Below are 13,686 nucleotides of genomic sequence, written 5' to 3'. Positions count from 1 at the left end.
GTTAAAGGCTCACACTTTCCTTCTTGTAAAGGCCGATCAGCGTCTCAGCTGCATAATCGATTTCGGCCTCCGTATTGTACTTCCCGAATGAGAAACGCACGTTAGCACGGTTTTCATCGATTCTGAGCTCATTCAAAACGTGTGAGCCAATGTCGGTCCCGCTCGAACACGCGCTGCCGCCGGAAACGGCGATTCCTGCGATATCGAGGTTGAACAGCAGCATATCGCTGATGTCCGAAGGCGGCAGGCTAACATTCAGAACTGTGTAAAGGCTTTTGCTCAAATCGGCTGAATTACCATTGAAAGCCACACCTTCAATACCGTCCTTCAATTTGCCGATCATACGGCTTTTCAGACCTTCAATGTGGGTACGGTGCGCATCCATATCGCGGTAGGCGATTTCCAATGCTTTTGCCAGACCTACGATCCCGTAAATATTCTCAGTACCCCCGCGCATGTTACGCTCCTGCGCCCCCCCGTGTACGAAAGGATTGATTTTTATGCCCGGACGAACGTACAGGAACCCGATGCCTTTCGGGCCATTGAACTTATGCGCCGCACCGACGATGAAATTCGTTTTCAGTTTTTGCAGATCGTGGCGGTAATGGCCCATGGTCTGCACGGTGTCGCAATGAAAAATAGCGTCGTACTTCTCGCAAATATCACCTGCGGCTTCCAGGTCGAGCAGGTTACCGATTTCGTTGTTACCATGCATTAAGGACACCAATGAACGCGGCTTTGAGGCCAGCAATGCTTCCAGATGTTCCAGATCGACCTCCCCTTTTGCATTCAAATTCACAAAACTCAGCTCGATAGCGCCCAGCTTTTTGAGATGTTCCAGGGTATGCAACACCGCGTGGTGCTCGATGCGTGAGGTAATGGCGTGTTGCAGGCCGAATGTCTCGATGCTCGAACGGATGGCAGTATTATCAGCTTCGGTGCCGCCCGATGTGAAAAATATCTCGGCAGGCGCCGCATTCAGAATTGCTGCGATATTCTTTCTGGCCCGCTCGATGGACGAACGTACGGCGCGACCGTAGGAATGTATGGAAGAGGGATTGCCGAATTGCTCGGTCATCAGCGGCAGCATGGCTTCCAGGACCTCGGGGTCCAGCTGCGTCGTAGCCGCATTGTCCAGATAGACTTTCATTGGGATATAAAATTAGAAAGATCACTCATTGTCAGTTCAGACAACAAGTGACCCAAATTAGCTTAGCAACAGCTTTATTATTTCTTCGGTTCCGAAATAATTTCCTTGATATCGGAAATGATTTTATTGGCAAGACTGGTAGCGGTAGTCAGCGTCTCCGATTCCGAGTAAATGCGGATGATCGGCTCCGTATTCGACCGGCGCAAATGCACCCATTCGCGATCGAATTCGATGCGGACACCGTCGATCGTGTTCACGGGCTGCTTCGAATAGCGTGTCTGGATGCGGTCGAGGATGTTATCGACGTTGATTTCCGGTGTAAGCTCGATCTTGTTCTTCGAAATATAATAGTTCGGATACGATCTTCTCAAAACCGAAGCCTTCTTGCCCGATTTGGCCAAATGCGTCAGAAACAATGCAATGCCTACTAATGCATCACGGCCATAGTGGCTTTCAGGGTAAATGACCCCTCCGTTGCCTTCTCCACCGATCACCGCATTGTTGGCTTTCATCGCATTCACCACATTTACCTCACCTACCGCCGATGCGAAATATTGGCCTCCAGCTTTCACGGTAACGTCGCGCAATGCGGCAGTAGATGAAAGGTTGGAAACCGTATTGCCGGGTGTGTTTTTCAAAACATAGTCCGCGACGGCAACCAATGTATATTCTTCTCCGAACGGAGTACCGTCCTCGCACATGAGTGCAAGCCTGTCCACATCCGGATCGACAACGATACCGAGGTGGTAAGAGCCATTATTGAGTTCCTTGCTGATATCGTGCAAATGCTCCGGCAGCGGCTCGGGGTTGTGCGCGAAATTACCCGTCGGGTCGCAGTTCAGTTTTTTAACATTCTTGGAATCAACGCCCAATGCTTCGAGCAAAAGCGGTACCGCTATGCCCCCGGTCGAGTTCACCGCATCGACGACGATCTTGAAATTCGCATTTTTAATCGCCTCCACATCCACAAGCGCCAGCGACAAAACGTGGTCGATATGCTTTTGGAGGTAGGTATTGTCCGAGGCGTAGCTCCCCAGTTTTTTTACATCCGGGAAAAGGAAATCTTCCTCGTCGGCAATGCGCAGCACTTCGGCGCCTTCGGCTTCCGAAATGAATTCTCCTTCGTTGTTGAGCAGCTTAAGGGCGTTCCACTGGATCGGGTTGTGGCTTGCTGTAAGGATGATACCTCCCGCCGCGCCTTCCGCTTTTACGGCTATCTCGACAGTCGGAGTAGTGGACAGGCCAAGGTCGAGCACATTCAGCCCTACACCCTGCAAAGTACCGGCTACCAGGCGGCTTACCATTTCACCGGAAAGCCTTGCATCCCTGCCGATTACCACCTTCAGATTCTGTGGATTTGTACGCCTCACCCATGTCCCGTATGCAGCAGCAAACTTAACAACATCAATCGGAGTCAGCGCCTCACCCGATTTTCCTCCCACTATTCCCCTGATTCCTGAGATAGATTTAATTAACGTCACGATCTAGAATTCCTCTTTATGTTTGGTTGCAAAAATACTAAATTCCCTCTCCGCAATTAGATTTTTCTACAAACAAAAAACTACAATTGAGTTTCTGGACTCTTATATTCCTTTTGTTCACGCTATAAATGATTCCGCGGAAAACCAGCCATTATATACGTTTTCAGGTCAAAACAAGCGGTTATGCCTTTGTAGTTTCTCCCATTTTGCCGAATACCGGGTCCATCCATTCCAACGACAATTTTTGTACGGAATTGCTGAGCAGCGCGCTCCACTGCTTGCCCACGTAGTCGAGGTCGTCCTTCTCAAAACGGTGCTCCACGAGCTGGAAAGAGTCCTTTTCATACATGACGACATCTATCGGGTAATCCACGTCATTGGAGCTCACCCTGGTAGAATCAAACGACAAGAAGCCGATCTTCAAAGCATCCTGCATCGACGAATCGAATTTGAGGCTCCGGTAAAGCAGCGGCTTCCCGTAACCCGAGTTACCGATGATGATAAACGGTGAGCCGTCGCCCACTTCCACCCAGTTGCCTTCGGGATACAACAGAAAAAGCTTGTGTTCGGAATCGTGTTCGAGCTGCCCGCCTACTATCGCAAACAGGTTGAATACCAGTCCCGCATTGTTCAGCGCATAACGGTCCTCGTCGGCCACCCGCCGCACTTGCTGCCCCAATGCATTGACAGCCTTGTAAAGCTTGTCGAATGAAGTGTCCCGCTCTTCCAGGACTTCCTTGAAATAGGTAATGGCCTTGTCCCGCACCGACCTCAGACCCGAGGTCATCACAAAAATAGAATGCTTATCAGATTGGTAAACAGAAACTTTCTTGTTCGTCGAAACTTCGGTTCCGGATGTAAGGCGCGTGTCGGCTATGGCCACCAGGCCCGAAGCGACTTTGATACCCAGGCAATATGTCATGTCTTAGCGGCTCAAAATGATAGAGTCGCTAAGATAGGAAAGTTTTGATCAGTTCATCCACTGGCTTTTGAAATGCCCCTGGCTCTGGCTTTGCGACTGCCCGGTCTCCAATCCGAAGTACATATCGAAGATTTTGTTATCCACTTCGTTGTTCTTGATCTGGAACTTATCGAGGTAATCGTGCAGGCCCATTTTGAAAACATCCTCCACGTCGGTGAATTCAAGTTCACTCCGGATCTTGCTCAATGCCCGCTCGGCCGGGTTGGTATAACCGCGCTCGGGAATGGAGCCGGCAATGGCATACAACGACAGTTCCGCCTGGCGCACGCAATAAGCAATAGAACGCGGGAAGAGCTTATCGAGGATCAAAAATGCGACGATATTCATCGGCGTGAGCGCCCGGTGCGTCTGACGGTACATGTTATAAGCACTCACCGATTTCAGCACGGCAGTCCAGAGCATTAAATCCAAAGTAGAACCCGAAGTCCCCGAATCCTGCAACAATGTGAAATACTTCACGTCCAGGAAGCGCGAGCATTTATCTGCGCGCTCAATGTGCCGCCCGAGCCGTCCGAAATGCCAGGCCTCATTGCGCGTGATCGACGAATCGACTACTCCGTGGAAAAGCTGGCAGTTTTTGCGGATGTCGGTGAAATACGACTGCATATGGTCCATATTCCGGAAATCGTCGGGCGAGGTGCCTTTGATAGCCAGATAGAACGTGTTGATACTCTCCCACATTTCTTTCGAGATCGTCTCGCGGATCGTACGCGCATTCTCGCGGGCTTCGTACAGGCAGCTGATGATCGAGTTCGGGTTTCGTTTATCGAACGTCATGAAATGGATGACGTCCTCCTTCGTAGGCTTATCGTAATACTTATAGAACAGAAAGTGGTCGGCCGTTGCGATCAGTAACGGCTCCCATTGTTCGTCCACATCAGGCGGAAGATCCAGGGCCAGGTTAAAATTAACTCCCACGAAACGGGCGTAATTCTCGACCCGTTCCATGTAACGATTCATCCAGTAAATAGAATTCGCAACGCGGCTCAACATAAGTGGAAAGTAATGTCTCTAAAAATACAACTCAGAATAATTCTAATGCGATCAAACCAAAATACCTAATAATATTTTGCAAATACAAGCATATGCAAAAAGTTATATTATTTCCTCACAAATTATTATTCTACAATAATTCACCTCCCCGCCTTGGAATCTTCCCGAAACCTTTAAAATTTGTAACTTAACCTTTCATCAAACCATAACCCGTATTTTCTGTGTCAAAGAAAGAACAATTTATTGCAGCAATTCAGAAATCTTATCAAACTGACAAACCTGTAATTCATTTGGGATCGGCCATTCTCGACGGCGAGATCATCGGCGAGGCCCGCGTAAACCTTCCCTTGCGCATGATGAACCGCCACGGGCTCGTGGCAGGAGCTACGGGATCGGGTAAGACGCGGACATTACAGGTGTTCGCCGAGCAGCTTTCGGCAGCTGGCGTACCCGTTTTCATGTCCGACATCAAAGGCGACCTTTCGGGGATCGCACAGCCGGGCAAGACCAATGCGGCCCTCGAAGAACGCGCCCAGATACTCGGTACCGTTTTCGAACCGAAAGGATTTCCGGTCGAGCTATATTCACTGAGCGGCAACAAAGGCGCACAAATGCGTGCTACGGTGCTGGAATTCGGGCCGATATTGCTTTCCAAAATCTTCGAACTGAACGAAACCCAGGCCGGCGTACTCGCTATCCTGTTTAAATATGCCGACGACAAGGACCTGCCGATGGTGGACCTGAACGACTTGAAAAAAGTCCTCAACTACCTGGCAGAAGGTCCGGGCGCAGCTGAAATCAAAGCCGATTACGGTACTATTTCCGCATCCACAGCCGGAACGATCCTGCGCAAGATCGTCGCATTGGAGCAGCAGGGCGTGGGCACGATTTTCGGGGAAAAATCATTCGATATCGACGATCTGATCAACAAGGTCGACGGGCAAGGCGTGATCAGCCTGTTGAACGTTTCCGACGTGCAGGATAAGCCCGCATTGTTCTCGACATTCATGCTGAGCCTGCTGGCCGAACTATACCATAAACTGCCGGAAGCCGGCGACCTCGACAAACCCAAGCTGGTTTTCTTCCTCGACGAAGCGCATTTGCTGTTCAAAGACGCTCCGAAAGCATTCCTCGAACAGATTGAGCAGGTTGTCCGCCTGATCCGTTCCAAAGGTGTGGGTATCTTCTTCTGTACCCAAATGGCGCAGGACGTACCGGTATCGGTACTCGGGCAGCTGGGTAACCGTGTGCAGCACGTACTCCGCGCATTTACACCGCAGGATGCCGAGGCATTGAAGCAAACCGTCAAAACATACCCAAAATCGGATTACTATTCGATCGATCAGGTGCTGACCACACTCGGTATCGGCCAGGCATTAATTACCGTTTTGAATGAAAAAGGTATCCCTACCGAAGTAGCAGCGACGCACCTGATGCCTCCCGCTTCCATTATGGGACCCATGGTACAGGCCGATTACGACAAGCACGTGCAGCAATCGGATGTGTATGCCAAATACAAAGATCCTATCGACCCGGAAAGTGCCTACGAAATCCTGACCAAGCGCATGGAAGAGCAGGCACGGAAGGAAACCGAAGCGAAAGAAGCAGAAGTACAAGCGAAAGTCGAGGCGAAGAAGGAGAAAGAGCAATCGAGCATGATCTCCGACGCGCTCAACTCACCGCTGGCGAAGCAAATAGGCCGCGAGGTAGTACGCGGTGTTTTTGGAATGCTGTTTGGCAAAAAAACGACCTCGCGGAAAAGCAGCGGAGGTTTGTTTGGGTTTTAAAGACTGTCAGGCTGAGCGTAGTCGAAGCCGTGATACGGTACTGCGGCTTCGACTACGCTCAGCCTGACAATTTACTCAAACATCCGCATCATAGCCGATCACGCAGCGCTGATCAGCTAACTTATCGAGATTATCCTGCACATCGAGGCGCGTTTTGGCATTGTCGAATGCGTAACGGTATTTCTCTTTCAGTTCGCGTCGCTTGATCGCTTCCAGGAACCGGCGCGCATCTTCCTCATTTTCCAGGACCAATTCAGGAACCACGGTAGGCTTGTTATTGTCGTCTTTGGCAACCATTGTTACGTAAGAAGTATTCGTATGCCGTACCGTGCGGTTTCTCACATTCTCGGCCACCACCCTAATCCCCACTACCAGCGAAGTCCTTCCGACATAATTCACCGACGCATGCAGCGATACCAGATCGCCAACCTCCACAGGTTCGAGGAAATCCACCGCGTCCACCGAAACCGTCACGCAATACGTTCCCGCATGTCGCGACGCGCACGCATACGCGACTTTGTCGATTAATGAAAGCAATATGCCCCCGTGGATTTTCCCGCCGAAATTGGCATAGGAAGGGATCATTAACTCGGTGAGGGTAGTCTGGGAAAAGCTGACGGGCCTGGGCTGCATAGGCGTTGTTTATTTTTTCAAAAAGATGGTCTTACCGGTTTGGGCGGCCTCCTTGGCCGTTTCCAATATCTCGACGACGGTCACATTCACGGGCAACCCGTACAAGTCGTTCTGATCGAGTTTCAAACGCCCCTGTACGACGTCGGCCAGTACCGAGAACGGATCGGTATAGGGTGCCGGGCGTGGTTCGAGCTTCAATGTTTCTTCCGGTGCTTTTTCCTGCAAACGCTGGCGCACGGTGGTGGCATTCACAGCCACGGCGTAGCCTTTGTTACCATATACTTCCATGTCCTTTCTCGCAAAAGACCAGTTCCACGAGCCCTGGATAATGCATTGCGCCTTCGGATATTGCAGGATAATGGACGCCTCATCGTCGACATTCTTGTAGATATCCGGCTTATTCTGGTGTGTCACGGCGGTTACTGAAATCGGCCGCTCACCTTTCATGAGCCAGGTCATCAGGTTCGCGCCATAGCACCCGAAATCAACCAATGCGCCGGCCCCATTCTTCACCGGATCCGTCAAAATAGCGAAAAACTCTTTGCTAACCCCAATTTCCTTGGGGCCCTGGTGACCGTCGTTGACCATTACCTTGCGAATATCGCCCAGTTTACCATCCTGAATCAGCTGGTTCACGTGCTGGTTGCTCGCATACCAGGAGGTTTCGTAATTCGTCAGAACGTGGATGTTATGCTGAGTCGCGAGTTTCTGGATCTCTTTCGCGTCGGCAAATGTGGTAGAAAGCGGCTTTTCCACCATCACATTAACCTTCCTTGGCGCGCATGCCCGTATCACGACCACGTGCTCATTAATCGCCCCAAATGCCGAAACGGCTTCCGGCTTGGTTTCGTCGAGCATTTTGTTCAGGTCGGAATAAAATAGCTTCGGGTCGAGCTTGTAGCGTTCGGTAAACTGTTTCACCAGATCGGGATTCGTTTCCCAGATACCTACCAGCTGAATATCGGTTTTGTCCTTCCGGTTGAAAATCCAGCCGACGTGCCCGTGGCTAAGTCCCGCTACCGCCACACGGACGGGTTTCTGGGCCATCGAAGAAACGCTGAGGAATGCCAGAAAAAGGATTACAAGTGCTCTCATCATTCGTTACGGTTTAGGTTAACTTATCAATAATATCTTTGATCACTTCCTGCAAATAAGCACCATTGTACGGCCCATACCAGCTCATGGTTTTGGTCTCGTACAAATCGCGGTTGAAGTACTTGTCGTGGGTAATGTAGCCGATATAGCCGCCGTTGAAGCTGGTAACCATCAGGTTCAGACCCTTGGATTTGGCATAAGCGTCCAGCGGGGCAGTCAATTCGCCGGAGAAGTCGCACGGCATCCCCACCATGAGAATATTGCCGACCCGCAATGCTTTCACAAACACAGGATATTCGCCGAATGCCTTTTTGAAAGCCCACGAGCGCAGCACAATATTCATCGTAAGCCTCGGCGAAGGATCGCGGAGCGGCAGCGGTAAAGTGAGGGTTTCAATCAATGCACCTTTCGATTCTTCTCTGAGAGTATTAGGCGACAACAATGCATTCTGAACACCAAATGCCTGGTTTTTCACTTCATCGAAATCATCTGTACCCTGCTCGATCGGTCCCATGCTGCCTACCGCGCCAGCTATGTACATCGCAAAATTGTAACGCCCTTTTTCGAGCGAATCCACGAGCGCGCCCGGGTAGTCGCGCGACAGAACGATGTTTTTAGAATTCAAAACTGTGGAATGCGCTGCAAAAGAGCTCAGAATAGCCTTCTGCCCGCTTTTGGTAACGAATGCCGCCGAACGGATCTCCGGATCGATACCTCCCTCCTCGCCTACCAGCCGGTTGCGGATATCAACCGAATCGAGCGACTCCATGTAGGTCAGCTGCACAGGCTCCACTTTGTTTTGCGCATCGGTAATGGCTTTGTGGAATGCATTGGCAAGGTTCTCTACAATGGCGGGATCGAATTTACCCGAAAAGAAAAGGGAAGAAATGCCAGTTCCCCAACCGCCTACACTGTTATGGCTATGCGTAGCGCCGAAATAGATCTGGTCGAACGGGATATCGCCCGGTTTTAGTTTTGCCTTAAAGGACTCGATTACCGTCGGCGGGATGATCAGCAGGTCGGCAGCGATGATCGCCGCCTTGGTATGCCCGTTGTCGATCACCATCGCGCGTACATACACGGAGTCGTGCACGGCCGTGTACGGGCGCCCGCGGCGATTGCCGTAACCTGCGGTGGGCGTTGGCGATGCCGGTGTGATATTGACCTTCGCCCAGCCTGCTTGCAATGCGCCGGAAGCGCTCGCAGTATCGGCGGGACCGCCTACGGCCTTCGCGCTGCCAATGAGGCTCTTCCACTCCTTGTAATAGGCCATTTCCTGGTACGGCGTGTCGTCCATGGTGGTGATCATCGTGGCAATGGCGAGTACGAGCAACAGGAGGAATATCCCGATGACTTTGAATATAATGCGCAGCACTTTCATGGATTGCGAGTTAGGTTTGAGGAAAAGACGGCAACCCGCTTTTTCTATTGAAATCAAAAATACCCGGCAAACCAGTTTTCAGGTCCATGCCGGGTATTAAAAGTTTATGAAAATAGTTAAACCACTGATTATCCTTGCTTTACAAGCTGGATATTAGCTATCAGCTTCACGTCCTCACCAATTACTAAGCCGCCCGAGTCGGTCAGCTGCATGTAGTTCAGGCCGAATTCCTGACGGCTCAAACGGCCTTCCACTTCGAAACCAATGCGTACGTTCCCCTCTCCGTCCTTTTCCGCCCCGCCATACTCGGCATCGAGCTCGATAGGCTTGGTAATTCCTTTCAGGGTCAGAAGGCCGGAGAGCTTATAATTGTCGCCCTTTACTTTATGGAAATAGTTGGATTGAAAAGTAATGTGCGGGAATTGATCGGCATCGAAGAAATCTGCGGACCGCAAATGGGCATCGCGCATTTCCACGTTGGTATCGATACTGCTCACATCGAGTGAGAAGTGAATTTCCGCGTTTTCAAAATTATTGAGGTCCGAAGTCGCCCCGCCTTCAAAGTTGTTGAAGGAACCTGTGATCGTCGAAATGACCAGGTGTTTGATTTTGAACTGCACTTCAGAATGCGCCGGGTCTACGATCCATTTTGTAACTGCCATAGGTGTATTATTTAAATTTCACTAAATACTACTCGCTCTAAAATTAACATTCCTGATGTACAAACGTCGATTAAAACGATTTAATTCTGGTTGACGCGGGTGTTCACAATAAAATAAATGGCACGTAATTTTTAAGTAACTAAGCATCATTACATTTAGTACAAATACTAACTCGACCCATAAATGAAAATGAAGGGCAGAAGCATATTCACGTACGACGTGTATGCCCCCACCACCGTAACGACCATGTTACGCCCCCGCCGGCAGGAAGGCCAATCGATTATTCAGGAAGGTTTTAACATAGAGCCGCCCGTGCCGTTTTCGGAATACACCGACCTCTACGGCAACCCCTGCCAGCGCACAATCCTGCCCGTAGGCCGGGTGACAATCACGACCGAAGTACAAGCCCAGGTGAGCGACACGAAGCCAATCCCGAACCCGCCGCCTGCGTATATGCTTGTAGGGGACCTGCCCGATGAGGTCATGCATTATATCCTGCCGAGCCGCTATTGTCAGTCGGATTTACACGAAATCAATATGCTGGCCCTGGAAATAGCGGGCAACCTCACCCCGGGGTACGAGCAGGTGGAAGCCATCCGCTCGTGGATTCACCACAATGTGCGCTATCAGTACGGATTTTCCAATGCCGCCACCACCGCAGTCGACACCGCCCGCGCCCGCGTAGGCGTGTGCCGCGACTTCACGCACCTGGCCATTGCATTATGCCGTAACCTCTGCATCCCAACCCGCATGACTGTCGGCTACCTCGATAAATTGAAGGATATGGATTTGCACGCCTGGTTTGAGGTGTTCATTGGCGGCGAATGGTACACCTTCGATGCCGTGCAGGAAAAAACGGAAGGATACCGCATCGAAATCGCCCACGGCCGCGACGCCGCAGATGTGGCGATGGTTACCCAGTACGGCAATGCAACGCTGCAATCGCTGCATGTCGAGGTCGAGCTGCTGGAAGGGGAACAATAAACAAAAAGCCGGTACCGGAAATCCAGTATCGGCTTCGCCTTATTTGGTCTTAGTTGTTAAACGTTGCTTTTTTTGTGGTCAAGTATGGTCAGATGTAGTCATGTGTGGTCAGAGTTAGTCAGGTATTGTGTCTGTCCAGTCCTGACAACACATGACTTTAATGACTACACTTGACTAAATTACACCCAGTTCCTTTCCTACTTTGGTAAATGCCGCTACCGCCTTTTCGAGATCGCCTTGCTCATGCCCGGCCGAAATCTGCACGCGGATGCGCGCTTTGCCTTGCGGAACCACGGGATAGAAAAATCCGATCACGTAAATGCCTTCGTCGAGCAGTTTGGCGGCAAACTCCTGTGCCAGTTTCGCCTCGTAGAGCATGATCGGCACGATGGGGTGCTCGCCGGGAAGGATGTCAAACCCAGCTTCGGTCATGGCCTTGCGGAAGTATTGGGTATTCCGTTCCAGCTTGTCACGCAATGCGGTGGACGAGGTGAGTAGGTCGAGTACTTTAATGGACGCTCCCACAATGGATGGCGCCAATGTATTTGAAAACAAATAGGGACGTGAACGCTGGCGGAGGATCTCCACGATCTCCTTCTTGGCAGCTGTAAAGCCGCCCGATGCGCCGCCCAATGCCTTGCCGTAAGTACCGGTGATGATGTCGATACGGCCCATGACATTACGATACTCGTGCGTGCCGCGGCCGGTTTTACCCATAAAGCCGGTGGCATGGCATTCGTCGATCATCACCATGGCGTGATATTGCTCGGCCAGGTCGCATATTTGATCGAGGCGGGCGATGGTACCGTCCATGGAGAACACACCATCCGTCACGACCAGAATGCGCCGGCTGCCTTGCGCATCCTGGAGTTGCTTTTCGAGATCAGCCATATCGTTATGCTTGTAGCGGAAACGCTTGGCCTTGCATAACCTTACGCCGTCTATGATCGAAGCGTGGTTCAGTTCGTCGGAGATAATGGCGTCCTGCTCGTTCAGCAATGGCTCGAAGATCCCGCCGTTCGCATCGAATGCCGCGGCGTAGAGAATGCAATCTTCCGTACCGAGAAATTCGGCCGTTTTACGTTCGAGCTCCTTGTGAATATCCTGCGTACCGCAGATAAACCGCACCGATGACATACCGAAACCATGCGAATGAATGGCGTCGATACCGGCCTGGATCACATCGGGATGTGAAGAAAGGCCCAGGTAATTATTGGCACAAAAGTTGAGCACATCGGCGCCATCGGTAGTAGCAATGTGTGCCGATTGCGGCGTGGTAATCACGCGCTCTTTTTTATATAAACCCGCCGACCGGATCGCTTCCAGTTCGCCAACGAGTTGTTCTTGGATGTTACCGTACATGATTGTAGTGGTTGAATGACTGAACGCTATTAAAAGTCATTAGGTCAGAAAGTCATGTGTTGTCAATGATTTACAATACATGACAATACCTGACAATAAATGACAACACCTGACTTGATGACTCATTAACTAACCAAATGATACTTCTTCCGCAACTCGCTGATCATCTCCTCCGTCATCTTATCGAGTGAGTAGCTTGGTCGCCAGCCCCAGTCTTTCCGGGCTTGCGCGTCGTCGATTTCCTGCGGCCATGAGTCTGCGATGGCCTGGCGGAAGTCGGGTTTGTAAGTGATTGCAAATCCGGGGATAATCTTTTGGATGCTTTCCGCTATTTCTTTCGGGGAAAAACTCATTCCCGCAAGGTTATAAGACGTTCTTACCGAAATCTTTTCGGCAGGCGCTTCCATCAGGCGGACAGTCGCGTCCATGGCGTCGCTGATGTAGATCATCGGCAACGTAGTTTCCGGTTTCAGAAAGCATTCGAATGCCTCTCCTTTCACTGCCTTGTGATAAATATCGACGGCGTAATCCGTTGTACCGCCGCCCGGCATTGATTGATAGCCAACAATGCCCGGGTAACGCAGCGAGCGGATGTCTACACCGTAACGTTTGAAATAGTAGTTGGACCAGTTCTCACCTGCCGCCTTGCTGATCCCGTAAACGGTTGCGGGGTCAAGGTACGACCATTGCTCAGCCAGCGTATCCACACGGTCACCGAAAACGGCTATGGAACTTGGGTAGAAAACTTTGTTTACCCCGTTTTCACGCGCTACTTCGAGCACATTGAAATACGTTTGCATATTAATCTGCCACGTTCGGAGCGGGTCTTGTTCGCCTTTTGCAGAAAGGATAGCGGCCAGGTGATAGATTTGCGTAACGCCGTATTTGCGCACGAGTGCAGCCATTTCGGCGGCATTGGTCGCGTCGAGTTGCTCAAAGATACCGGTCGGGAATTCGGGCATGCGGATGTCCGTAGCCACCACTTTTCCCAATCCGTAAATTTCCCTCAGATATTCCACCAGGACAGATCCGATCTGTCCGTTTGCTCCTATTACTAAAACGCAGTCCGTTTTCATAAAAAACAACTTTTGGGTAAAGCATAAATCACTTGCAATTTCCCATTTGTGAAAATTATTTTCAACAAACAGCCAGTTTCTCAGGAAACATTACCACACT

The 13,686-nt window shown here is 50.7% G+C and carries 12 protein-coding genes; 2 read left to right on the top strand and 10 right to left on the bottom strand.

Annotated features, from left to right (window positions below; all coding sequences use genetic code 11):
• Position 1 precedes the first annotated feature (1 nt).
• The 4 genes from CLV60_RS05425 to CLV60_RS05410 all read right to left on the bottom strand — a co-directional run bounded on the left by CLV60_RS05425 (position 2) and on the right by CLV60_RS05410 (position 4,606).
• Complete coding sequence (locus CLV60_RS05425; protein WP_106594341.1) at positions 2 to 1,150, bottom strand: cysteine desulfurase family protein; 1,149 nt, start codon at positions 1,148 to 1,150, stop codon at positions 2 to 4.
• Between the two features lie 77 nt (positions 1,151 to 1,227).
• Entirely contained in the window at positions 1,228 to 2,631 is a 1,404-nt protein-coding gene (glmM, locus tag CLV60_RS05420) for a phosphoglucosamine mutase (RefSeq protein WP_106594340.1), read from the bottom strand.
• A gap of 181 nt (positions 2,632 to 2,812) precedes the next feature.
• A complete protein-coding gene (locus CLV60_RS05415) occupies positions 2,813 to 3,553 on the bottom strand; it encodes a proteasome-type protease (RefSeq protein WP_106594339.1) in 741 nt (246 codons plus the stop codon).
• A gap of 48 nt (positions 3,554 to 3,601) precedes the next feature.
• Positions 3,602 to 4,606, bottom strand: coding sequence for an alpha-E domain-containing protein (locus tag CLV60_RS05410; RefSeq protein WP_106594338.1), 1,005 nt, complete (start codon positions 4,604 to 4,606; stop codon positions 3,602 to 3,604).
• A 221-nt stretch (positions 4,607 to 4,827) separates the two neighbouring features.
• Here CLV60_RS05410 and CLV60_RS05405 point away from each other — a divergent pair, with 221 nt between their 5' ends.
• A complete protein-coding gene (locus CLV60_RS05405) occupies positions 4,828 to 6,393 on the top strand; it encodes a helicase HerA-like domain-containing protein (protein ID WP_106594337.1) in 1,566 nt (521 codons plus the stop codon).
• Between the two features lie 75 nt (positions 6,394 to 6,468).
• On the opposite strand, the gene CLV60_RS05400 is transcribed toward CLV60_RS05405, so the two are convergent.
• The 4 genes from CLV60_RS05400 to CLV60_RS05385 all read right to left on the bottom strand — a co-directional run bounded on the left by CLV60_RS05400 (position 6,469) and on the right by CLV60_RS05385 (position 10,164).
• Positions 6,469 to 7,026 carry an acyl-CoA thioesterase gene (locus CLV60_RS05400; RefSeq protein ID WP_106594336.1) on the bottom strand — a complete coding sequence of 186 codons (558 nt, stop codon included), beginning with the start codon at positions 7,024 to 7,026 and terminating at the stop codon, positions 6,469 to 6,471.
• Positions 7,027 to 7,035: 9 nt separating this feature from the next.
• Positions 7,036 to 8,121: a Gfo/Idh/MocA family protein gene (locus CLV60_RS05395; RefSeq protein WP_106594500.1), complete on the bottom strand. Its 1,086-nt coding sequence runs from the start codon at positions 8,119 to 8,121 to the stop codon at positions 7,036 to 7,038.
• A 13-nt stretch (positions 8,122 to 8,134) separates the two neighbouring features.
• Positions 8,135 to 9,502, bottom strand: a complete 1,368-nt coding sequence (locus CLV60_RS05390; protein ID WP_106594335.1) for a neutral/alkaline non-lysosomal ceramidase N-terminal domain-containing protein — start codon at positions 9,500 to 9,502, stop codon at positions 8,135 to 8,137.
• A 128-nt stretch (positions 9,503 to 9,630) separates the two neighbouring features.
• Entirely contained in the window at positions 9,631 to 10,164 is a 534-nt protein-coding gene (locus tag CLV60_RS05385; protein ID WP_106594334.1) for a YceI family protein, read from the bottom strand.
• Positions 10,165 to 10,353: 189 nt separating this feature from the next.
• Between CLV60_RS05385 and CLV60_RS05380 the strand changes: the two genes are divergently transcribed.
• Positions 10,354 to 11,148 (top strand): transglutaminase domain-containing protein, encoded by a 795-nt coding sequence (locus CLV60_RS05380; RefSeq protein WP_229210825.1) that lies wholly within the window; start codon positions 10,354 to 10,356, stop codon positions 11,146 to 11,148.
• Positions 11,149 to 11,322: 174 nt separating this feature from the next.
• Here CLV60_RS05380 and kbl read toward each other — a convergent pair whose 3' ends face one another.
• Both kbl and CLV60_RS05370 read right to left on the bottom strand, forming a co-directional pair.
• On the bottom strand, positions 11,323 to 12,510 hold the full coding sequence (kbl, locus tag CLV60_RS05375) for a glycine C-acetyltransferase (RefSeq protein ID WP_106594332.1): 1,188 nt from the start codon (positions 12,508 to 12,510) through the stop codon (positions 11,323 to 11,325).
• A 125-nt stretch (positions 12,511 to 12,635) separates the two neighbouring features.
• Positions 12,636 to 13,586, bottom strand: a complete 951-nt coding sequence (locus CLV60_RS05370; RefSeq protein WP_106594331.1) for an NAD-dependent epimerase/dehydratase family protein — start codon at positions 13,584 to 13,586, stop codon at positions 12,636 to 12,638.
• Between the last annotated feature and the right edge of the window lie 100 nt (positions 13,587 to 13,686).

It is taken from the genome of Dyadobacter jiangsuensis (assembly GCF_003014695.1).
GTDB classification, from domain to species: domain Bacteria; phylum Bacteroidota; class Bacteroidia; order Cytophagales; family Spirosomataceae; genus Dyadobacter; species Dyadobacter jiangsuensis.
This window is presented reverse-complemented; position numbering and strand designations above follow the sequence as displayed.